Raw genomic sequence first — 21,771 nt, 5'->3', positions numbered from 1 at the left:
TCCCGCCGAGACGGCGCGCGAACTGCCCGAACAGGTCCGCCCGAACGCGCGGCCAGCTGCGCTTTCCCGGTGGGGTCGGCACCTCCGCGAGACCCGGGAGCTGCCCGGGTGAACCCGCGGACGTCAGCCCTCGGAGACGAGGGGGCTGGAGGCGACCTCGGTGCCGTCCTTCAGCGCGGTGATCTCGAAGTCGCTGAACACGTTCGGCGCCGCCTTCCGCAGCTGCCGCAGGCACTCGACGGCCAGGGCGCGGATCTCGACGTCGGCGTGCTCGGAAGCGCGCATCGCGATGAAGTGCCGCCAGGCCCGGTAGTTGCCGGTGACCACGATGCGGGTCTCGGTGGCGTTCGGCAGCACCGCGCGGGCGGCCTGGCGGGCCTGCTTGCGGCGCAGCGTCGCCTTCGGCTCGTCGGCGAACTTCTCCTCCAGCCCGGCCAGCAGCTCGGTGTAGGCCGCCACGCTGGCCTCGGTGGCCTGGACGAACTTCTCGTGCAGCTCCGGGTCGTTCGCGATGACGTCGGGCTCGACCACCGCGGCGTCGCGCTCCGGCACGTAGCGCTGCGACAGCTGCGAGTAGGAGAAGTGGCGGTGGCGGATCAGTTCGTGGGTCAGCGAGCGGGACAGCCCGGACAGGTAGAACGACACCGTGCCGTGCTCCAGCACCGAGAGGTGGCCGACTTCCAGGATGTGCCGCAGGTAGCCGGCGTTGGTGGCGGTGGCGGGGTTCGGCTTGCGCCAGGACTGGTAGCACGCCCGACCGGCGAACTCGGCCAGCGCCTGCCCGCCGTCGGCGTCGGTCGACCAGTCCACGTCCTCCGGCGGGAAGAACTCGGTCTTGCCGATGAGCTGCACCTTCGGCCGCACGATCTCGGTCACTGCGGGCGGACCCCTTCCTCGCTCCGCACGGCGGTTGACGGCCGCCGTGCGACGACTCCCCTGTGCTGCCGAGCCTATCCGGCGGCACCGCGGAGATCCCGTGACGCCGGATGACACCATCGGGTCATTGCATGATGTCATCCTCGATGCCACCATGGCGTCATGGATCTGAGCCCCTACATCGACCAGCTCCGCGACGACCTCAGTTCGGCCGCCTCCGCCGGTGACGACCAGACCCGGCAGACGGCGGCGGTGCTGTCCGGCGCGATCGAGCCAGCCGCCCGGCTGGCCATCATGAACGCCCTGTCCGACCTGGCCGCGGAGGTGACGACCCAGCTGGACGGCCCGGTCGTCGACATCCGGCTGGACGGACGCGATGTCCGGGTGGTGGTCAGCGGGTCGACCCCACCACCGACCCCGGACGATCAGGAGGAGGAAGCACCACCACCCCCGCCGCCGAGTGGCGAGAGCGGCGACATCAGCCGCATCACGCTCCGGCTGCTCGAGGAGATCAAGTCGCAGGCGGAGCAGGCCGCGGCGAGCCAGGGCGTGTCCCTGAACACCTGGGTCGCCCAGGCGGTGCAGGGCGCCTTGCACACCGGACGACCACGCGGCCCGTGGGACCACCCGCGGCACGGGCGCGGCGGTCGGCAGTGGGGTCCGCCCGGTGGTGGACCGCGCGGCCGGTGGCGCGGCGAGCCCGGCTCGCGCCTCCGCGGCTGGGTAGAAGGTTGAGAGGCGGTGCTCTGATGACGAACCAAGACATCCCCGAGCCGGACGACCTGCGCGATCCGGTCGGGGGCCGGTCGACGGCCGAGGAGCGGCTCGCGGAACTGGTGCGCAGCCAGGACTTCGACACCTCCGGGCCGATCCGCATCGACGTCGGCAACAGCACCGGACCGGTCACCGTCGAGCTGGCCGACACGGCGGTCACCCACGTCGAGGTCCGGCACGACCCGGCGGCGTCCGGACCGGACTGGCGCACTGGGTTGTCCGGCTTGCTGAACTGGGTCAGCGAGCAGTTCGGCGAGGCCGGCATCCGCACCAGCGGTGATCCCCGCGGGGCGCAGGAGCCGATCACCGAAGCCGTTCGCCGGACCCGGATCGACATGACCGGCAACCGGCTCGCCATCCGGACCCCGGCGGCGGCACCGCTGCGGAACGTGCCGCTGGCGGTCACGGTGCGCGCGCCGCTGGACTCGGAGGTCGGCGTGAACACCAGCTCCGGCGAGGTCCGGGTGACCGGGCCGGCCGGGCGGGTCAACATCCAGTCCGGTTCCGGGACCACGTCGGTCGAGCAGGCCTCGGACCGGGCCACCATCCGCTCCGGTTCGGGCCAGCTCCGCCTCGGAACGATGGCAGGCGGTGTGCACGCCCGCAGCGGCAGCGGCGACGTCGAGATCAGCTCGCTCGAAGCGGCGTCGTCGGTGGCCACCGGCAGCGGGAACGTCTGGTTCGGCACGGTCTCCGCTGACGTGCTGGCCAGGACGGGCAGCGGTGACCTGACCATCTCGGACGCGATCGAGGGCCAGGTGGAGCTGATCACCGGCTCCGGCGAGCTCCAGGTGTCGATCCACCGCGGCACCAAGGCGGAGGTCGACCTCACCTCGTCCACCGGCAGCGTGAGCAGCGATCTGGAGGTGTCCGAGGAAGCACCTGAGGAGGAGCCGAAGCTGCACGTTTTCGGCCGGACGGGAACGGGTGATGCCGTGTTGACGTCAGCTACCGGGTAGGCGCGCGGGGCTCCGGGCGGCCGCTGATCGGTGCGGGCTGCGGACTCGCACGTCGACGGGCTGCGGCGAACTGCAGCGCGGTGCGGGGAAGCGGAGCCGGCGAACGACCTGGCTGGTGCTGGTTCGTTTCTCCGGTGTTCCCATCGGGACGACGTCGGGCGAGCAGCAGCACCTGCGGCCCGGGGTGGACCAGGTCGACATGTTCGCTGCCGTCAACCAGAACCCGCCCGGAGCAGTTCGACATCGGGGGCCGGAACGGCCGCTGGCACCCCGGGGTGGACAACAACGACGAGCAGGCGGCGGCGTCACCGAGATCCCGCTCGGTATCCCGACCGCCGCACTGCCGCCGGAGCGTCATGCGACGGCGGAGCGGGCGATGTCAGCGGTACCGATGTGTTGCCCACCAGGACCACCGGCACCGCTCGACAAGACCACTGTGGGCTGTTCGCTCCGCTTCTGCCGAACGCGGTCATGCCCGCGCGGTCAGGCGGGTCGCTACTGCCGTCAGCGGGTGACTGCGCGGAGGGGCTTGGCCAGGTCTCCGCGGTCGCCGATGACGACTTCGTCGAGGCCCAGCCAAGAGGCCATGTCGCGCAGCGCAGCGGCCAGTTCCGGGACGACCTCGCCCGGGTCGCGGTCCGGTTCGGCGAACGCACCGGGCACCCGCAGCACACCAGCGGCTCGATCGGCCTTGAGGTCGACGCGGGCCACCAGGTCACCGTTGAGCAGGAAGGGGAAGACGTAGTAGCCGTACTGCCGCTTTGGCTCCGGCACGTAGATCTCGATGCGGTAGTGGAAGTCGAACAGCCGCTGGGCGCGGGAGCGCTCCCAGATCAGCGGGTCGAACGGGCACAGCAACGCCCGACCGATGATCTTGCGGGGTATCCGCGCGCCGGAGTACCGGTACGCGGGTTGCCGCCAGCCGTGCACCGAGACGGGGTCGAGCACGCCGTCCTCGACCAGTTCGGCCACCGCTTGTTGGGACCGGGCCGGGGAGAGCCGGTAGTAGTCCCGCAGGTCTGGTTCGGTCGCCACGCCGAGTGCGTGGGCGGACCGCTCGACGAGCGCGCGGATCGCCTCGTCGTCCTCGGGTTCGTGCCCCAGGACGTGCGCGGGGAGCACACGCTCGGGCAGGTCGTAGAGGCGTTCGAAACCACGTCGGGTGCCGATGGTCAGCTCCCCCATCGCGAACAGCAGCTCGCACACCCGCTTGGTGTCGGTGCGGTTCCACCAGGGGCCGCGGCCCTGGCGCTCACCACCGCCGAGTTCGCGCTCCAGCGCGCCCGCGCCGATCGGGCCGAGGTCCTTGACCGCCGCCAGCACGTCGTTGACGAGCTCGGGGGAACGTTCGAGGAGCTCCTTGCTGCGCCGCCGCCACGCGCCGCCGTACTCGCGCATGCGCCAGCGCAGCAGTGGCCAGTCCTCGATCGGGATGAGCGACGCTTCGTGCGCCCAGTACTCGACCAGCCGCCGGGGCTGTCGCGCTCGGTGCGACCAGGCTGCGGTGTCGACCAGCTCGGGTGCGTAGGCGCCGAGGCGGCTGAACAGCGGCATGTAGTGGGCGCGGACCGCCACGTTGACCGAGTCGAGTTGCAGCAGCTTGGTCCGCGACAACGCTCGCTGGAGGTGCCGCCGGGTCACCTCGCCACGCGGTGGCGGGTCGGCGAACCCCTGGGCGGCCAGGGCGATTCGGCGAGCGGTCTCACGGCTCATGGTCTGCACCCGCCCGATGGTGCCAGCGAGGGCTGACAACTGGACACGGGGTCGTGTCGCTCGGTGTCCGCGCATGTGCGCCCCGCAGCGCCGCTCCGGCACGCCCGGGCGTCGACGCGGGCTCCGGAGCTGGATGTGGAGGCCGACGCCGCAGACCAGGGGTGTTCCGCGATGCGGTATCCGGTCCGCCACGCAGTGCGATTGCGGCAACCTCTAGATTGGCCGCATGGCTGATCCCGAGGTGCGGGAAGCGGTGCCGTCCGATGCTGCGGAGATCGCACGCATCCAGTTGACGACGTGGCGGACCGCGTACACCGAGCTGCTGCCCGCCGAGGTGCTGGACGGGATGGACAGCGCCGCGGCCGAGCGGGAGTGGCACCAAGCGTTGACCGGGGGCCCGGCCACCGTGCTGGTGGCCACCGAGGGCTCCTGGGTCGTGGGATTCTGCGCTGCTGGTCCCGCGCCGGAACCGGAGGTGGCCGCGGCGAACGGGGCGGTGCCGCCCGATGCGGACGCCGTGGTGCTGGTCAGCGCGCTGCTGGTGGAGCCGCGCTGGGGGCGGCGGGGCCACGGTGGTCGGCTGCTGGGCGAGATGGCGCGGCGGCTGGCCGGGACCGGCGCCACCCGGGGCATCGCGTGGGTCCCGGAGGCGGACACGGCTTCGATGTCCTTCTTCCGCAGCGCGGGCTGGGCCCCGGACGGTACGGTGCGCACGCTGGACGCCGGTGGCCGCCCGCTGCGGGAGTTGCGCCTGTCCGGCCCGCTGGAGCTGGAGTTCGAGGATTCGTGAGCACGCACCTGTTCGCCTGCGCAGGTCGTGTTCGGCGTTGCTAGGTTCTCGTCAGCTGGTCTGAACGCGCTGGGGGCGAACGTGCTGACCATCATCGGCCTGCTGTCCACCGCATTCGGGGTGTCGGTGGCATCCGCGCTGCTCCCGGTGATCAGCGTCGAGCTGTTCGCGATCGGCTTGGTGCTCAAGGGCCCGGAGATCCCGTGGTGGCTGCTGGCGGCGGTGATCGCCACCGGCCAGATCGGCGGCAAGCTCCTGCACTACTACGCGGCGCGCGGCGCGATCCGCCTACCGAGCTTCTGCCGCCGCAAGAGCGAAACCGAACGACGAGGCCGCTGGCGCCAGTGGCTCGAGCGCTTCCGCTCGAACTGCCAACAACGCCCGGTCTGGACCGGAGCGCTCCTCCTGATCAGCGCCACGGCAAGCCTCCCCCCGTACGCAGCGGTAGCGGTGGTAGCAGGCTGGGCAAAGGTCCCCCTCCCCACATTCGTCATCACAGGCTTCATAGGCCGCTTCATCCGCTTCGCAGCCCTAGCAATAGCCCCAACAGCCATCATCACCTGGCTGTAACCACAACAAGAACAGCGCGAGTCTCCTCGAAGTGCGGTAGCGCTGAAGCGACGAGGGCCGCCCGAAGTGCCGGGACGACACCAAACCCACCAGTCGCCAGACAAGTCGCGAGTAGCCAGTTCCAACACCACCCGACGAGCCGCGCTCACCCCCGCCCCAACGACCGCACGAATTCGAAACCACGTTAGACCCAACGACCGCACGGACATCGAAACAACACAAGCCCCGACGGCCGCACGAGCAACCGGGACTACACCAAAATCCGACGACCGCACGAAAATCGAGACACCACCAGACCCAACGACCGCACGAACATCGAAACGACATCAGATCCGACGGCCGACCGAGGGGTGGTGACGTCTGCAATTTCGATTGAAATTGCCTCACCCCGCCACCGCAGGCTCCGTCAACAACGACGGCAATTTCGATTGAAATTGCAAACCGCCCAACGCAACCACCCACCGCTTCGAACCCAACCCCCACGCCACCGCTCCTAGCCAAGTCCGCGAAGTATCACCACCGATCCCCAAATCGAACACCAAACCCAGCACCCCCAACCGAGCCCGGGCCCGGCACCCCAGGTCGAGCACCGGGCCCGGCCCCGGGATCAGAACGGCAGACCCAACCGCTTCGGCACACCGCTGATCGAGTCGACCAGCCCGAAGACCGGCACCCCGAGCGGCGCGAAGGTCCACTTGTTCTCCAGCCCGCTGGTGTCCGGCTCGTCGACGACGGCCACGCCGTCCTGGCGGGGTGCTTCGGCGAGCGCGACCGGTCCGGCGCTGAGCAGCGCGACTCCGGCGAGCAGGCAGGTGGTGAGCGCACGGCAGGTGTTCCGCTGGGTCATGGCACTTCCTTCCGACTGGTTTCCTAGTCGACCACCGAATCCGCGCCCGGTGGACGCGGACGTGCTGGTCAGGGGTTCAGGACGTCGTGGACCGGGGCCAGCAGCTGGGTGGGCAGCTGCACCGCCGGTTCCAGCAGCGGCCCCAGGTCGACGCCGGGCAGCACCCAGATCGGTTCGGCGGTCGCGACGCCGCCGGTGAGCAGGCAGGCGGTGAGCGCGGCAGCCGAGGCCGCAGCGAGGCGGCGGATGGTCGCGGACATGGTTTCCTCCTTCTGTGCTTGGCCGGTCCGTGCTGGTCCAGCCGAGTCGGGTCAGCCGTTGTCCAGCCCGAGCGGGCCGGAAATGGCGACGATGGTGCCGTTCGGGATCCACTGGCCCGCGGCGGCGCTGTCGTGCTGGTGGCTGGTCATCTGCATGACGTCGACCTGGGCGGAGGCGTAGACAGCGGTCGGGCCGGTGACGTGGTCGCCGCGGGCCGCGAGCCAGCGGCGGAAGCCCGCGAGCGAGGGTGGTTCGCCGCCGAAGCGGGCGGCCAGGGTCATGCCGTAGGTCAGGGAGCGCTGGTCGCGCGGGTCGAACCGGAGCGGGATCGAGGCTCCAGCGACCTGGTTCACCACTGGGCCGTGCAGCAGCCACGGGGCGAGTTGCACGCCGTGGAGGTAGAACTCCCCGCGGTTGGCGTCGTCGAGGGCCGCGGCGGCGCGCGACCACCCGGACACCACGACCAGCGCGCCGTCCCGGTCGTGCCGGACGGGGATGCCTCGCTGCCGGGCTTCCGCGATCACCAGCTCAGCGGCGGCGCGGCCGCGGGGCGAGTCGTCGCCGACCACGTCGATCGCCGGAACGGGGACCTCGGCGAGGTGTCCGATCAGCTGCCGCAGCGCATCGCTGTCCTCCCCGGGCAGTTCGGCGGACGGGCAGCGGTCCAGGACTTCCGGCGCTCCGGCGGCGAAGTCGCCCAGGGCGGCGCTGGCACATTCAGTTCCGTCCGGGCCCACGGCGTCGGGCAGCGGCGGCAGCTGCCCGGGGTCGACCTCCACCGTGTCCTCTTCTGCGCCGCGCCGCACGATCAGGTCGCTGCGCCCGGCGGGCAGTTCGATCTCCGCCCAACTCCCCGAGCTGCCGGGGCGGGGTACGGCGCGGGCAAGTCCGGCGGCGGTTTCCACCACCACGTCGAGCCCGGCGCTCGCCGGGAAGTGCACCAGGTTCCGGCCCGGCCGGTGCGGGCTGACCAGCACCGACGTGCCCGCCGCGGACACCACTCGGGGCACCCCGGGCACGGGCAGGTCCGCCGGGGGTGGGAGCCCCGGAAGCGCGGTCCAGGCGACGACGGACACCAGCACCCCCGCCGCGCCGAACCGGTAGCGCCGACGCACGTCGCGGAGCACGAGGGTCAGCAGCAGGACCCCCAGTGCCGCGACGGCGAGGACCAGCAGTGCCAAGCCGTGTGCGGTTTCCACCAGTCTCCGGTCGAGCAGGCCCGAGGCCAGCAGTTGCGCCGCCCCGGCTCCCGCCAGGGCGAGTGCCGCGGTCAGCGCCACCGGTTCCGGGCGCAGGCCGCTGTCAGGTCGCCACTGCCCTGCGGCGATGCCGAACCAGACCACCGCGACGGCGGCGAAGATTGTGTCCAGGAAGAACTCGAACGAGGCGTGCTCCAGCGCGGCCTCGGCGATGAGCAGCAGGGCCAGCGCGAATCCCAGGTAGGTGGCCACCGCCCGCCAGCGCAGCGCGATCGGCACCGCCAGTGCGAGCAGCGCGTGCGCCACGGCGAAGCCTGTGTTGATGTCGAGCACCGCAGCGGAACTCGCGCTGGCCGCGGCGGCGAGCGCACCGGCGCCCCAGGCCAGCCGAGGCGGCACAGCCACCGCTGGTCGCAGCAGGCCGATGCCCGCCACCAGTGCGGTGCTGGTCAGCAGCACCACCCGCAGCAGGAGCCCCAGCAGGTCCACTTCGGACACTGCGACGTGGGAATGCATGTGCTCCACCGCTTTCTCGTGTTCCAGGGGCAGTTGGGCCGGTGGCACCGGGCGTGCGCGGACGGCGCCACCGACGTGGTCCGCCGCGCGACCGGCATCGCCGCGCGGCGGGTTCGCGATCAGCCCTTGAGGTCCTCGTCGGCGACCACGAACAGTTCGGAGTGCGGTTTGGCGTTGCCGAACTGGCCGTGCGGCCAGGACTTCCGGTTGAAGTTGATGCCCACCTCGCCGGTGACCTCGTCGCGGAAGGCGTCGTCGACCGCGGCCGCCCCGTCCTCGCCCAGCTTCACGATGTTGACCTTGTGGTCACCGTCCAGACCGGAGCGGGCCACGAAGTAGTTCGACACCGCGAGCCGTCGCGGCTGCTGGGTTTCGTGGTAGTAGCCGTCGTCGCCGAGCACGAAGTTGTCGTAGGCGCCCCAGTGCGGGCCGGCCCCGGGCGTGCCGGGGTTGATCGGCGTCGTCCCGGCCAGGCTGGGGCAGTCCGCCTCGGCACCGCCGTGCTCGGCTTCCTCCTTGGTGTCGATGGAGCACTGGTAGTCGGTACCCGCTGCGACCAGCTTCGAGATGTCCAGCACGTAGACGCCGCCGGTGGTGCCGGGGTCGTCGGGGCCGAACGTGCCGGGCTGGCGTCCCTGGATCGCCCGGTACAGGAAGCGGTCGTCCGGGCTGGTCTGGATCCAGCCGCCGTTGGAGCTACCGCCGTTGCGATCGTTGGCCCCGTCGAAGCCGGGGGCCGCGGTGCCGTCGTCGAACACCTGCCGCCAGTGCGGTTCGGCGGCGGTGATGTCCGGCGTGTAGAACACCGCACCGCCCTGCATGGTCTGGGCGAAGGCGCCCTTGTGACCGGGCAGATTGGTGACCGTGGTCTCCATGACCGCGCGGCTCTCCTGGTGCAGCGGGTCGGCCGGGTCGGCGCGCGGGCCGTCGGGCAGGTAGGACACCGCCTTGAGCTTCGGATGGTTGCGGTCGGAGATGTCCCAGGTCCGCACGGTCGGCCGCCGCAGGTACGGCGACGGGGCCTTCACCGGGTCCAGGATGATGTTGCGCGGCTCCACGTAGTCCGCGGTGACCAGCGTGTCCAGGTCCTCGCGGGCCTGGATCCCGTGCGGGTTGGCGCAGGTCGGCTGGCCCAGCCGCGGCAGGTTGTCGCACAGCTCCGGGTTGTCCCCGCCGGGCGTCGCGGCCGGGGATTGGGAGAGCACCTTGGCGTTCTCGTCGAACCGGACCACTTCGCCTGGGCTGCCGGCGAACCCGTTTCCGATGTGCACCGAACCGTCGTCGTAGCGGTACGGCCCGGGTGCGACCGGCCCGCCCATGTACGTCGCGTACGCGGTGCCGTCCTTGAGCACCCAGTACGCGTCGGGCACGGAACCGCCGAGGGTTTGCGACGGCAGGCTGATGCCCTTCAGCTCCACCTCGGGCAGTGCGGTGACGTCGAAGGCGTAGGTCGCCGCGCCGAAGAGCGCACCGGCGTAGATCGTGTCGCCCTTGTGCCACACGTACTGCATGTGGTGCGGTTCGTTCTCCACCAGCGGTCCGACGGTGATGGTGTTGACCACCTCGCCGTACCCGGGTGACCCGGGGGTGGCGTCGATGACCGCGAGGAAGTCCGGGCCGGGCAACGAGTCCGCGATGTCGTCGATGCCGCCGGTGAGGGATCCAGGCAAATCGCGGACCTTCGGCACGACGGTGTCGGCGATGTTCTCGTCCCCGGCCCAGACCAGCAGCCACTCCTTGCGCTTGCCGTCGGACTGGGACTTCTGCAGCGCGCTCTTCACCAGGTGGTTGGTGACGGTGTAGTCCTTGCCGTCGGCACCCTTGATCGACTGGGTGGACACTTCGACGTCGGCGTAGGCGTCCTGCACCGGGAGCGTGACCGCGCCGACGGCCAGCAGTGCGGCGCCGAAACCGGTGGACAGTCTTCGATATCTGCTCTTCATCTGTGCTCCGAGAATCGGTGGGGGTGCCCGTTTTCGGGCGTGCCGGAACAGCCGTGCGGCTGGATTGATCGCCGCACGACGGGGAATGGGTGAATTGCTGCCGAGCTCTCGCAGCGCGCTCTCCTGGTCCCACCGGAGAGCACTTCCTGGCTGCGCAACCGAACCCGGTCGCGAGCTCGTTCGGAACTGGTGGCGGGGACTAACGCACGCGACAGAGCGCGCTGGCCTGCTGCACGAGATCAACGTGCAGGCGAGCGACGAGAGTGCCGAACCTCGACATGCCAGGAATGATCGGCACGCCCCCACTTGCTGTCAACGACGAACCACTGGGTGGGATCGCCCCTGCTGGTCGGCGACGAATGCGCCGCACTCGTCGGCATTCACCCGGGAAGTGGTCGCGGATTCAACACTTCCCACTCCGTTGACCCGGCCGCAACACGAACTCGCGAATCACGATTCGGAGCCGGGAGTTCCGAGGTGCGCTCGGAGCGCGGCGGCACCGGATTCGGCGAGCCAGTCGGCGAAGGTGCGCAGTCCAGGGTGGATCACGCGCAGCGCTTCGATGTCGGCGTGCCACCGGCTGCCCGAGTGTCGCTCGGGCAGATCGCACAGTACGCCGAGATTGGCGCCGAGACGATCTACCGGCACTTCCCGAGCAAGGAGGTCCTGGTCGAGGCGGTGCTCGCCGAGCACGTCGTGGAGCTGGTGACCGCGGCCGAGCGGTGGAGCGCCCGTGCCGCGCCCGACGCCGCGCTGTTCGGGTTCCTGCTCGAAGTGATCGAGAAGTTGGCCGCCCGGAAGCACTTCTGCGACGCGTTCACCGCCGACCGGAGTTGGCCGCGCGCCGTGCTCGCAGAGGCGACGACGCGGTTCCGGGAGGCGTTGAACGACTTGCTGCGCAACGCCAAGCAGGCGGGCGCGGTACGCGCGGACGTGGACGCCGAGGACCTGGCTGCGATGACCATCGGGGGCGCCACGCTGCTGTCAGCGCACCGGAACCGGGCGCGCGGCATGCGGCTGGTGCGGTCCATGCTGAACGGGTTGCGCGACGTCACGGAAATCGACGGGTTCCGTGACACGGCGCCTCTGCACCGTCGCGGGACCTGCGTGGAGTGCGGCGCGCAGCTCAGCGTTCGAACCACCGGGCGGCCACCGCGCTACTGCGGAGCAACGTGCCGCCAGCACGCCCGCCGTCGACGCACCTCCGCGTGATCAGCTCGGCTGGTCCTCGCGTTCCATCTCGATCGCGCGGCGCATCGCCTTACGCCCCCGGTTGCGGTCACCGGCCAGGTCGTAGGCCTGCGCCAAGGCGAACCAGCGGCGCCAGTCCCCCGGCTCCGCCTCCAGCTCGGCCTGCTTCTCGTCGAACCACGCGTCCGCGGCCTCCCGCTCGACGCGGCCGGACGGCCGCAGCGGCAGGTGCGAGACGTCCGGGAGCCTGCCCTCGGCGTCCAGCCGGCGGGCGAGCCGCTCGGTGCTCGCCCCGAAGCGCAGCTGGTCCACCACGAGCACCGCGCCGAGCACCGGCAGCACGAAGATGGCCACGCCCAGCGCGATGAACACTGGCTGCCCGCTGACGACCATCGTGATGGCGCGCTCGCCCATGATCACCAGGTAGACGAGCAGCGCGGCCGCCACCACGAACGCCGAGGTCCGCGGGGTCAGCAACCGGCGCCGCTCCGACTCGGCCAACTCAGACCCCCAGCACGGCTTCGAGCCCGACGGTCAGGCCGGGCCGGTTGCCGATCTCGCGGATCGACAGCAGCACGCCCGGCATGAACGAGCGCCGGTCGAACGAGTCGTGCCGGATGGTGAACGTCTCGCCCTCGGTGCCGAACAGCACCTCCTGGTGCGCCACGAGACCGGTCATCCGCACCGAGTGCACGCGCACCCCGTCCACGTCGGCGCCGCGGGCGCCGTCGAGCTCCTTGGTCGTGGCGTCGGGCATCTCGCCGAGCCCGGCCCCGGCGCGCGCCTGGGCGATCATCTGCGCGGTGCGCGCGGCCGTCCCGGACGGGGCGTCGGCCTTCTTCGGGTGGTGCAGCTCGACGATCTCGACGGAGTCGAAGTACTTCGCGGCCAGCTCGGCGAACCGCATCGACAGCACCGCGCCGATGGCGAAGTTCGGCGCGACCAGCACCCCGACCTCGGGGCGCTCGGCCAGCCAGGACCGGATCTGCGCCAGCTCGGGCTCACCGAGACCGCTGGTGCCCACCACGACGTGGATGCCGTGCTCGACGCAGAACCGGACGTTGTCCAGCACGGCGTCCGGGTGGGTGAGGTCGACGGCGACCTGCGCGCCCGCCGACACCAGACCGGAGAGGTCGTCCTCGCGGTTGATCGCGGCGACCAGCTCGGTGTCCGAGGCCTCGCCGACGGCCCGCACCGCTTCGGAACCCATCCGCCCGCGGGCGCCCAGCACACCGACCTTGATGCTCACCTGATGACCACCTTTCCACCCCGCACCTGGAGACGCCCCGAGTCTATGCACCAACCCACCTCGACCAGGCACCCCGCCCGCCCACGTCACACCCCACCGACGGGAGTCCAGCACATCGCCGGGAGCACGACCCGGCGGGCACGCACCGCGTCGGGCTCGCACCCCAGTCGTCGAACCCAGCCACTTCACCGGACTCACGTCACATCGGACTCTTGCCCATCCGGTGGGTGCGGTTTCCATGGAGCTCGCGGTACTCCGGCGCCTCGGAACCCGACACGTCGGGGCCGTTCGGGACCTCATCCGCGACTTCAGCGGAAATCAGACGTCCAACTTCCGTCGAGGTCGCGTCGGGTCAGACGCCGGTGGGGAGGTCCTCGAGGGTGTCGTAGGGGCCGACGACCGCCGTGGTGAGGGGGCGGCGGAGCAGTTCCGCCGCGAGGGTCGCCACGTCCTCGGTGGACACCGCGTCGATGCGCTCCAGGGTTTGCTCCACCGTGAAGTGGCGGCCGTAGTTCAGCTCGGTCTTGCCGATCCGGCTCATCCGCGCCGCGCTGTCCTCCAGGCCGAGGACCAGGCCACCGCGCAGCTGGCCACGGCCCCGCTCCACCTCCTCCTCGGTCAGGCCGTCCGCCGCGACCCCGGCGAGCACGCCCCGGATCACCGTCGCGACCTCGCCAAGCCGGTCAGGCGTGCAGCCCGCGTAGACCGAGAAGGTCCCCGCGTCGGAATAGGCGGCGGTCGAGGAGTAGACCGAGTAGGCCAGTCCCCGCCGCTCGCGAACCTCCTGGAACAGCCGCGAGCTCATGCCGCCGCCGAGCGCGGCGTTGAGCACCCCGAGCGCGAAGCGGCGCTCGTCGTAGCGGTCGAAGCTGCGGCAGCCCAGCATCAGGTGCGCCTGCTCGGTGTCGTCCGGTTGCAGCACCAGGCGCTTCTGCTGCGGCAGCCGGGCGCGGCCAGTGCGCGGCGGCGCGGGCGGTTCGTCGCCGGTCAAGCGCTCGCCGAGGGCCTTGCGGACCAGGCGCAGCACCTTGCCGTGCTCGACGTTGCCCGCCGCGGCGACCACCATCTTCGGCATCGCGTAGCGGCTGCGGTAGAAGCCGTGCACCCGCGCCCGCGTCATGCCGGTGATCGACTCCTCGGTGCCCAGCACCGACCGGCCGAGCGGGTGGTCGCCGAGCACCGCCGAGTTGAACAACTCGTGCAGCAGGTCCTCGGCGTCGTCGTCGCGCATCGCGATCTCCTCGAGCACCACGCTGCGCTCGACGTCCACATCGGACTTCGCGTTGACCGCGTCGAAGACCACGTCGCAGAGCATGTCCACGGCCAGCGGCAGGTCACGGTCCAGGACGTGCGCGTAGTAGCAGGTGTGCTCCTTGGCGGTGAAGGCGTTGAGCTCACCGCCGACGCCGTCGATCTCCTGCGCGATGTCCACCGCGGTGCGCTTGGCGGTCCCCTTGAACAGCAGGTGCTCGAGGTAGTGCGCGGCACCGGCCTGCGGCCTGCCCTCGTCGCGGGATCCCACGCCGACCCAGATTCCGACCGACGCGGAGCGCACCCCGGGCACCGGTTCGGTCACCACCCGCAGCCCGCCGGGGAGCACGGTGCGCCGGACTGCGGCGTCCCCGCTGCGCCCGAGCACCCGGGTGGTCCCGGGACGTTGCAGGTGGCCACCGACGTTCTGCTTCTGCTGCTTCATGTCCCCACGGAATGGTCGGGCGGGCTGGTGCACCACGACGATACGGCCCGCCCCGGACGAACCGGGACGGGCCGCATCGGCGTCAGTCGCAGATCACTGCTCGGCGGCCTCGGCCTCCGGCTCGGCGGCGGCCTCAGACTTGTCGTCCTCGTCGCTGACCAGCACCAGGCTGATCTTGCCCCGGCTGTCGATGTCAGCGATCTCCACGCGCAGCTTGTCGCCGACGTTCACCACGTCCTCGACCTTGCCGATGCGCTTGCCGTTGCCCAGCTTGGAGATGTGCACCAGGCCGTCCTTGCCCGGCAGCAGCGAGACGAACGCGCCGAACGCCGCGGTCTTGACCACGGTGCCCAGGAAGCGCTCGCCGACCTTCGGCAGCTGCGGGTTGGCGATGGCGTTGATCTTGTCGATCGCGGCCTCCGCGGACGGGCCGTCGGCGGCGCCGACGTAGATGGTGCCGTCGTCCTCGATGGTGATCTCCGCGCCGGTCTCCTCGGTGATCGAGTTGATCATCTTGCCCTTCGGGCCGATGACCTCGCCGATCTTGTCCACCGGGATGCTGACGGAGGTCACGCGCGGGGCGTGCGGGCTCATCTCGTCGGGCTTGCCGATCGCCTCGGCCATCACCTCGAGGATGGTGAACCGGGCGTCGCGGGCCTGGCCGAGCGCCTGGGCCAGCACCTCGGACGGGATGCCGTCCAGCTTGGTGTCCAGCTGCAGGGCGGTCACGAAGTCCTTCGTGCCGGCGACCTTGAAGTCCATGTCGCCGAAGGCGTCCTCGGCACCGAGGATGTCGGTCAGCGCCACGTAGTGGGTCTTGCCGTCGACCTCGTCGGAGACCAGGCCCATGGCGATGCCGGCGACCGGCGCCTTCAGCGGCACACCCGCGTTGAGCAGGGACAGCGTCGAGGCGCAGACCGAGCCCATCGAGGTGGAGCCGTTGGAGCCCAGCGCCTCGGAGACCTGCCGGATCGCGTACGGGAACTCCTCGCGCGACGGCAGCACCGGCACCAGCGCGCGCTCGGCCAGCGCACCGTGGCCGATCTCGCGCCGCTTCGGGCTGCCGACCCGGCCGGTCTCACCGGTCGAGTAGGGCGGGAAGTTGTAGTGGTGCATGTACCGCTTCGTCGTCTCCGGGGACAACGAGTCGATGGTCTGCTCCAGCCGCAGCATGTTCAGCGTGGACACGCCCAGAATCTGGGTCTCGCCGCGCTCGAACAGGGCCGAGCCGTGCGCTCGCGGGATCACGCCGACCTCGGCGGACAGGCTTCGGATGTCGGTCAGCCCGCGGCCGTCGATGCGGACCTGGTCGCGGATGATCCGCTGCCGCACCAGCTTCTTGGTCAGCGAGCGGAACGCGGCGCCGAGCTCCTTCTCGCGGCCCTCGAACTGCTCGCCCTCGCCGGTGCCGACCTTCTCCAGCACCGACGCCTTGATCTCGTCGAGCCGGTTCTCCCGCTCCTGCTTGCCGCCGATCTTCAGCGCCTCGGCCAGCTCGGCGGACACGGCCTGCTCGACCGCGGTGAAGGCGTCCTCGGCGTAGGCCGGGAACACCGGGAACTCCTGGGCGGCCTTGCCCGCGGCCTGCGCGAGCTGCTGCTGCGCGACGCACAGGGACCGGATGAACGGCTTGGCGGCCTCCAGGCCCTGGGCCACGACCTCCTCGGTCGGGGCCTGCGCGCCCTCGCCGACCAGCGCGACGGTCTTCTCGGTGGCCTCGGCCTCGACCATCATGATCGCCACGTCGTCGCCGACGATGCGGCCCGCGACGACCATGTCGAACACGGCCCGCTCCAGCTGCTCGTGGGTCGGGAACGCGACCCACTGCCCGTCGACCAGCGCCATCCGGGTGCCGCCGATGGGGCCGGAGAACGGCAGGCCGGAGGCCTGCGTGGAGGCCGACGCGGCGTTGATCGCCAGCACGTCGTAGAGGTCGCCCGGCGCCAGGCTCATCACGGTGACGACGACCTGGATCTCGTTGCGCAGGCCGTCCACGAAGGACGGGCGCAGCGGCCGGTCGATCAACCGGCAGGTCAGGATCGCGTCGGTGGACGGGCGGCCCTCGCGGCGGAAGAACGAGCCGGGGATGCGGCCCGCGGCGTACATCCGCTCCTCGACGTCGACGGTCAGCGGGAAGAAGTCGAAGTGCTCCTTCGGCTGCTTGGACGCCGTGGTGGCCGACAGCAGCATGGTCTCGTCGTCGAGGTAGGCGACGACGCTGCCCGCGGCCTGCTTGGCCAGCCGTCCGGTTTCGAAGCGGACGGTCCGGGTGCCGAAGGCGCCGTTGTCCAGCACGGCGGTCGCTTCGTACACACCCTCGTCGATCTGGGGTTCGGTCAAGATGACTCCTCATCCTCACGAGGCCCACGGCAGGTGCGTCCGGGTCGTGGTCCGACGAGGCCGGCCATCGATCGAAGCCCCCGGGAACGTCCTTGACGACGACTTGCCCGGCAGCCACTACCGAGGACCGGCGGACGCCTGCCCAGTGCGTACCACCGTGAGCGCTCTTCACTTGCTGCGGCGCGTGAGCGCCGGTTCATGCACCGGGGGGAGCGGCCCCGTGGCCACTCCCCCCGGTGTTGGTCAACGGCGCAGGCCGAGTCGCTTGATCAGCGAACGGTAGCGCTCGATGTCCACCTTGGTCAGGTAGTTGAGCAGGCGGCGGCGACGACCGACCATCAGCAGCAGGCCACGACGCGAGTGGTGGTCGTGCTTGTGCTGCTTGAGGTGCTCGGTCAGCCCGATGATCCGCTTGGTCAGCAGGGCCACCTGGGCCTCCGGCGAACCGGTGTCGCCATCCTTGAGGCCGTACTCGGCCAGGATCTGCTTCTTCTCTGCAGTGGACAACGCCACGAGTTGACTCTCCTTCGATGTCCCGTGTCAAGCGGCACCCGGCCTGTCCGGCCGGGGACGGGTCGGGAGCTCCCGACCGGAGCTGGCCACCACGGACTGCAGCCGCTCCACCGGTCAGGATATCAGGGCGGGCTGCTCCTACTGGGTCAACCCGATGACGTGCGCGTCACCCCGACCCGGTGCACGGTGCGGTGTGCGGGACCGCTTTCCCGCAGGTCACTGTGCACCACGGTGAGCTCGCGGGCCTCCCACCAGGGGCCCGCGTAGCCGGCGAAGAGGCCGGTCAGCAGTTCCCGGTCTCCCCGACCGGCCGCCCAGCGCGCGATGGTGAGGTGCGCGCGGTAGCCGTGCGGGTCGCCCCCTGCCGCGCGCACCAGCGCCCGCAGCGCCCGGTCGTCGCCGGTGGCCTCCGGTTCGACACCGATCCACAGCACGCCGCGGAACGTCCCGCTCCCGCTCAAGCGCAGGCGCGGCGGTGCGGGATCGGCGGTCAGCAGCCGGGCGACCCGGCGGTCCAGCCGCTCGGTGACCTCGTCCTGGTCGGCGTCGTCGCCGTGGAAGCACAGCGTCAGGTGCCAGCGCTCGGGCGCGCTGAACCGGAACTTGCGCAGCCCGGCCGTGGCCGCGGCCAACCGCTTCCGGTCCAGCCGGTCGACAGCGGCGGACAGGTGCCGCACCGCCTCCTCCGACGGCCACAACGCGGTGAACAGGCGCATCAGCCCAAAATACGTCGTGAGTGGCGATGGTGGCTCTAACGACCATCGCCGCTCACGACGCCACGCAGCCACCTCGTGAGTGGCGATGGTGGCTCCAGCGACCATCGCCGCTCACGACGGTCAGTCGCCGTTGGCGGCGCGGCGGAGCAGTCCCGCCAGGCCCGGGTAGCGGCCTTCGAGGAAGGACGCCGCGGCCTCCAGCTCGTTCGGCTTCGCCACCTCACGCAGCACCGGCCAGGCCGCTTCCTCGCCGTTGGCGGCGTGCTTGACCGGCAGGTTGTCCCGGCCCACCGACGGCTGGGACTGCCGCACGTCCTCCAGCGCCTGCCGGATCGCGTCGGGTTCACCGGAGGCCACGCCGGGGATGAGCACCTTGCGCTCGAGCATCACCAGCCGGGCCAGCACCTGCGGGTTGCCGATCTTGGCGCGGCGGCCGCTCATCACCTGGCTGAGCATCGGCGCGCTGATGCCGAGCACGTCGGCCAGCTGCGCCTGCGAGATGCGGAACGCGACGACCAGGCGGCGGACCCGGTCACCCAGCGGTTCGCCGTACCACTGCCGCTGTAGGGCAAGGTTCCGCTGGACGTTGCTGCTCTCCGCCACCTTCGCTCCCCCAATCTCGGCGCCGACCCGATCACGCCTGGCCGATCCGGCTCTGAATACTGCCAGGTCATTGGCCAGACGCGAATGTGAATCGGAAATATGCCCGGAGCTCCTGGCACCGCTCGGCCGCCGAGGTTGCTCCGTTCGGGGAGTGGACATGCCGGGCTTCACCCGTCCGCGGCCAGGACGCGCCTGGTCTCGGCGACGTCCTGGTGCATCTGCTCGATCAGCGCGTCGACGCTGTCGAAGCGCTCCATCGCGCGCAACCGCCGCACGAAGTCCAGGTCCACGTGCTCGCCGTAGAAGTCGGCGTCGATGTCGAGCACGTAGGCCTCGACGGTGCGCTCGGTGCCGGAGAACGTCGGGTTGCTGCCCACCGAGACGGCGGCGGGCATGGTGCGGCCGGGCTCGCTCGACCCCCGGTGGCGGTGGGTGAACCAGCAGGCGTAAACGCCGTCGGCCGGGATCGCCGCGTGCGGCGGGGTGGACAGGTTCGCGGTGGGGAAGCCGAGCTCCTTGCCGCCGCGCCCCGCCCCGCGCACCACGATGCCCTCCAGGCGGTGGTGGCGGCCCAGCGCGGACGCCGCGGCGACCACGTCACCGGCGTCGATGCACGAGCGGATGTAGGTCGAGGAGAAGGTCACCGAAGTGCCCGACGGCTCGTCGTCCCGCTCGACCGGGCCGGACACCAGCGCGTCGGTCTCGACCTCGAAGCCGTACCGCTCGCCCAGCTTGGCCAGCAGCTCGATGTTACCCGCGGCCTTGTGCCCGAAGGTGAAGTTCTCCCCCACCACGACCTCGGCCGCGTGCAGCTTCTCGACCAGGACCTCGTGCACGAACTCCTCGGCGGGCACGCGGGAGACCTCGCGGGTGAACGGCAGCACGCAGAACACGTCGACGCCGAGCTGCTCGGCCAGCTCCGCGCGCCGCCGCAGCGTGGTCAGCTGCGCCGGGTGGCTGCCCGGGCGCACGACCTCCGACGGGTGCGGGTCGAAGGTCATCAGCACGCACGGCACGCCGCGCCGCCGCGCCTGCCGCACCGCGTGCGAGATGAGTTGCTGGTGCCCGCGGTGCACGCCGTCGAAGACACCGATGGTGACCACGCACCGCCCCCAGCCGCCGGGGAGCTGCTCCAAACCACGCCATCGCTGCACGACCACGAAGCCTACTGCTCCACCACCCGAGTGCCGGAAAGCCGTCGCCCGTGCTGCGACGCACATCCCACCGGGACGCCGGGGGCGTGGGCGGCCCACGCCCCCGGGCGGCTCAGCTGACGCCCGCGCCGAAGGCGGAGACATCGACCGTGGAACCGGCGCAGACGGCCCCGAACACGTCCTGCTCGCTGGTGTTCACCGCGACCTCCAGGGCGTCGGCCCAGTCGTCGGAGTTGACCAGGTTCAGCGCGAGCTTGCTCGCGTTCGACCCGCACCCCTCCGCGGTGGTCCACTTCAGCGACAGCACCGCCTGGTCGTAGGCAGGACCCGGCAGGGGCACGCGGGACGGCGCGGGTTCCAGGGTGTGCTGGACGGTCGTCGGCAGCGGCTGGCCGTTCTCGTCGAGCACCCGGAGATCCGGGTACTGGTCGAGCACGCAGGGGTCGCTGGCGTCCTCCTTGGTCACCAGCAGCGTCGCCTCGCCGCCCGTCGGGCTGGCCTGCCCGGACTGGTACTGGGCGGTGAGGTCCCGCCCGGTGCAGGGCCGGTCCTCGTCCGAGCGCCCGTTGTCACCCGAGTCCCCGGTCTGCTCACCCGAGCCCTCGGTCTGCTCGCCGGTCGCGGCCTGCTCGCCCGCTTCGACCGACTGGCCGCCGTCCTGCGGTTCCGGGCTCGTGGGCGACTGCCCCGAGCCCGCCGCGCAGCCGCTCAGCGCCAAACCCGCCGTCAGCACGACGGTCGCCCCGACCACTCGCTTGCGCATGCTGCTCCCACTTCCTCGTCGCTCCTACGGACTCGGCCGTGGGACGGCGCGTGGCGGAACAGGTTCCAGGAGGGTGGCGTGCGTCACCGAAAACGCGTGCGAACTTCGGAGGTACCGGTCAATTCGCCGGGGTGATCACCAGCACCGGCTTGGCGGTCCGGCCGCGGTCGCGGACCAGCGCGACCGCCCGTCCCTCCGGGTCGAACATCCCGTAGGTGCCCTCGACCCCGGCGGCGGGCACCAGCTGGCCGTGGGACAGGGCCCGGGCGACCGCGGAGTCCACGTTGCGGCGCGGGAAGGCCGTCGCCACCGCCTCGTCGAGGCCCATCGACAACCCGGGTTCGGCCTCCAGCTGCTCCAGGGTGCGCGCGGTGGCCAGCCCGAACGGGCCGACCCGGGTCCGGCGCAGCTCGCCCAGGTGCCCGCCGACCCCGAGGCCCGCGCCCAGGTCGCGGGCCAGCGCCCGCACGTAGGTGCCGGAGGAGCACTCGACCAGCACGTCGAGCTCGGTGGTGCGCTCGGTGCGGCGCAGGCCCAGCACGTCGAAGCGGGACACGGTGACCGGGCGGGCCGCCAGCTCGACCTCCTCGCCGCTGCGCGCCAGCTCGTAGGCCCGCCGACCGTTGACCTTGACCGCGCTGACCGCGCTGGGCACCTGCTGGATGTCGCCGGTGAGCTCGGCGATTCCGGCCCGGACCGCCGCCTCGTCCACCGCCGATGCGTCCACTTCGGACAGCACTTCGCCCTCGGCGTCGTCGGTGGTGGTCGTGGCGCCCAGCCGGATGGTGGCCAGGTAGGCCTTGGTGTCCAGCGCCAGGTGGCCGAGCAGCTTGGTGGCCCGCTCCAGCCCCAGCACCAGCACGCCGGTGGCCATCGGGTCGAGGGTTCCGGCGTGGCCGACCTTGCGGGTGCCCATGATGCGGCGGACCCGCGAGACGACGTCGTGCGAGGTCATCCCCGCCGGTTTGTCGACCACGAGCAGGCCGGGCGGGACGGGGGGACGTGCTTTTCGGGAGTGCTCGGACACGGCGCACCATCTTCCCCGACCTCGCCGGAGCAGCACCGCCCGGGTCGCTAGGGTTGGGCCCGAGCGAGGAG

Annotated in this window: 21 protein-coding genes; 5 read left to right on the top strand and 16 right to left on the bottom strand. The window is 71.2% G+C overall.

Translation table 11 applies throughout. The annotated features are described in order from the left end of the window. Window positions 1–123: 123 nt before the first annotated feature. Window positions 124–876, bottom strand: a complete 753-nt coding sequence (gene thyX / locus ABT324_RS07175) for an FAD-dependent thymidylate synthase (protein ID WP_351173033.1) — start codon at window positions 874–876, stop codon at window positions 124–126. A 162-nt stretch (window positions 877–1,038) separates the two neighbouring features. Here thyX and ABT324_RS07170 point away from each other — a divergent pair, with 162 nt between their 5' ends. Both ABT324_RS07170 and ABT324_RS07165 read left to right on the top strand, forming a co-directional pair. Then, on the top strand, window positions 1,039–1,611 hold the full coding sequence (locus tag ABT324_RS07170; RefSeq protein ID WP_351173030.1) for a toxin-antitoxin system HicB family antitoxin: 573 nt from the start codon (window positions 1,039–1,041) through the stop codon (window positions 1,609–1,611). Between the two features lie 14 nt (window positions 1,612–1,625). Beyond that, window positions 1,626–2,609 carry a DUF4097 family beta strand repeat-containing protein gene (locus tag ABT324_RS07165; protein ID WP_351173027.1) on the top strand — a complete coding sequence of 328 codons (984 nt, stop codon included), beginning with the start codon at window positions 1,626–1,628 and terminating at the stop codon, window positions 2,607–2,609. A 504-nt stretch (window positions 2,610–3,113) separates the two neighbouring features. Here the strand turns inward: ABT324_RS07165 and ABT324_RS07160 are convergent. Beyond that, complete coding sequence (locus ABT324_RS07160; RefSeq protein WP_351173024.1) at window positions 3,114–4,322, bottom strand: winged helix-turn-helix domain-containing protein; 1,209 nt, start codon at window positions 4,320–4,322, stop codon at window positions 3,114–3,116. 226 nt (window positions 4,323–4,548) lie between these two features. Between ABT324_RS07160 and ABT324_RS07155 the strand changes: the two genes are divergently transcribed. Together ABT324_RS07155 and ABT324_RS07150 are read left to right on the top strand one after the other, a co-directional pair. Then, the gene (locus ABT324_RS07155; RefSeq protein ID WP_351173021.1) at window positions 4,549–5,112 is read left to right on the top strand and encodes a GNAT family N-acetyltransferase; all 564 of its coding nucleotides are present in this window, start codon (window positions 4,549–4,551) and stop codon (window positions 5,110–5,112) included. Between the two features lie 81 nt (window positions 5,113–5,193). Beyond that, on the top strand, window positions 5,194–5,682 hold the full coding sequence (locus tag ABT324_RS07150) for a VTT domain-containing protein (protein WP_351173018.1): 489 nt from the start codon (window positions 5,194–5,196) through the stop codon (window positions 5,680–5,682). A gap of 607 nt (window positions 5,683–6,289) precedes the next feature. Here ABT324_RS07150 and ABT324_RS07145 read toward each other — a convergent pair. The 4 genes from ABT324_RS07145 to ABT324_RS07130 all read right to left on the bottom strand — a co-directional run bounded on the left by ABT324_RS07145 (window position 6,290) and on the right by ABT324_RS07130 (window position 10,448). Then, a complete protein-coding gene (locus tag ABT324_RS07145) occupies window positions 6,290–6,529 on the bottom strand; it encodes a hypothetical protein (protein WP_351173015.1) in 240 nt (79 codons plus the stop codon). Window positions 6,530–6,597: 68 nt separating this feature from the next. Continuing rightward, window positions 6,598–6,789, bottom strand: a complete 192-nt coding sequence (locus ABT324_RS07140; protein ID WP_351173012.1) for a hypothetical protein — start codon at window positions 6,787–6,789, stop codon at window positions 6,598–6,600. Between the two features lie 51 nt (window positions 6,790–6,840). After that, the gene (locus ABT324_RS07135; RefSeq protein WP_351173009.1) at window positions 6,841–8,505 is read right to left on the bottom strand and encodes a hypothetical protein; all 1,665 of its coding nucleotides are present in this window, start codon (window positions 8,503–8,505) and stop codon (window positions 6,841–6,843) included. Between the two features lie 119 nt (window positions 8,506–8,624). After that, window positions 8,625–10,448, bottom strand: a complete 1,824-nt coding sequence (locus ABT324_RS07130) for a hypothetical protein (RefSeq protein ID WP_351173006.1) — start codon at window positions 10,446–10,448, stop codon at window positions 8,625–8,627. Between the two features lie 477 nt (window positions 10,449–10,925). Between ABT324_RS07130 and ABT324_RS07125 the strand changes: the two genes are divergently transcribed. Beyond that, the gene (locus ABT324_RS07125) at window positions 10,926–11,660 is read left to right on the top strand and encodes a TetR/AcrR family transcriptional regulator (protein ID WP_351173003.1); all 735 of its coding nucleotides are present in this window, start codon (window positions 10,926–10,928) and stop codon (window positions 11,658–11,660) included. On the opposite strand, the gene ABT324_RS07120 is transcribed toward ABT324_RS07125, so the two are convergent. The 10 genes from ABT324_RS07120 to truB all read right to left on the bottom strand — a co-directional run bounded on the left by ABT324_RS07120 (window position 11,661) and on the right by truB (window position 21,700). After that, entirely contained in the window at window positions 11,661–12,140 is a 480-nt protein-coding gene (locus ABT324_RS07120) for a hypothetical protein (RefSeq protein WP_502949706.1), read from the bottom strand. 1 nt (window position 12,141) lies between these two features. Next, entirely contained in the window at window positions 12,142–12,888 is a 747-nt protein-coding gene (dapB, locus tag ABT324_RS07115; RefSeq protein ID WP_351172996.1) for a 4-hydroxy-tetrahydrodipicolinate reductase, read from the bottom strand. Window positions 12,889–13,240: 352 nt separating this feature from the next. Next, window positions 13,241–14,584: a M16 family metallopeptidase gene (locus ABT324_RS07110; RefSeq protein WP_351172993.1), complete on the bottom strand. Its 1,344-nt coding sequence runs from the start codon at window positions 14,582–14,584 to the stop codon at window positions 13,241–13,243. Between the two features lie 93 nt (window positions 14,585–14,677). Then, window positions 14,678–16,924: a polyribonucleotide nucleotidyltransferase gene (locus tag ABT324_RS07105; protein ID WP_351172990.1), complete on the bottom strand. Its 2,247-nt coding sequence runs from the start codon at window positions 16,922–16,924 to the stop codon at window positions 14,678–14,680. 243 nt (window positions 16,925–17,167) lie between these two features. Then, the gene (gene rpsO / locus ABT324_RS07100) at window positions 17,168–17,437 is read right to left on the bottom strand and encodes a 30S ribosomal protein S15 (RefSeq protein ID WP_270946929.1); all 270 of its coding nucleotides are present in this window, start codon (window positions 17,435–17,437) and stop codon (window positions 17,168–17,170) included. Window positions 17,438–17,583: 146 nt separating this feature from the next. Next, window positions 17,584–18,153 (bottom strand): 2'-5' RNA ligase family protein, encoded by a 570-nt coding sequence (locus tag ABT324_RS07095; RefSeq protein ID WP_351172987.1) that lies wholly within the window; start codon window positions 18,151–18,153, stop codon window positions 17,584–17,586. A 120-nt stretch (window positions 18,154–18,273) separates the two neighbouring features. Next, the gene (locus ABT324_RS07090; RefSeq protein ID WP_351172984.1) at window positions 18,274–18,756 is read right to left on the bottom strand and encodes a helix-turn-helix domain-containing protein; all 483 of its coding nucleotides are present in this window, start codon (window positions 18,754–18,756) and stop codon (window positions 18,274–18,276) included. A 167-nt stretch (window positions 18,757–18,923) separates the two neighbouring features. Continuing rightward, window positions 18,924–19,910 (bottom strand): bifunctional riboflavin kinase/FAD synthetase, encoded by a 987-nt coding sequence (locus ABT324_RS07085; protein WP_351172981.1) that lies wholly within the window; start codon window positions 19,908–19,910, stop codon window positions 18,924–18,926. A 112-nt stretch (window positions 19,911–20,022) separates the two neighbouring features. Next, the gene (locus ABT324_RS07080) at window positions 20,023–20,673 is read right to left on the bottom strand and encodes a DUF4232 domain-containing protein (protein ID WP_351172978.1); all 651 of its coding nucleotides are present in this window, start codon (window positions 20,671–20,673) and stop codon (window positions 20,023–20,025) included. Window positions 20,674–20,791: 118 nt separating this feature from the next. Continuing rightward, on the bottom strand, window positions 20,792–21,700 hold the full coding sequence (truB, locus tag ABT324_RS07075; RefSeq protein WP_351172975.1) for a tRNA pseudouridine(55) synthase TruB: 909 nt from the start codon (window positions 21,698–21,700) through the stop codon (window positions 20,792–20,794). Window positions 21,701–21,771 lie beyond the last annotated feature (71 nt).

Origin of the sequence: Saccharopolyspora sp. NPDC000359 (genome assembly GCF_040300525.1) — a bacterium.
Taxonomy (GTDB): Bacteria; Actinomycetota; Actinomycetes; order Mycobacteriales; family Pseudonocardiaceae; genus Saccharopolyspora.
The sequence above is the reverse complement of the archived record's forward strand: the minus strand, read 5'-3'. Positions and strand labels throughout refer to the sequence as shown.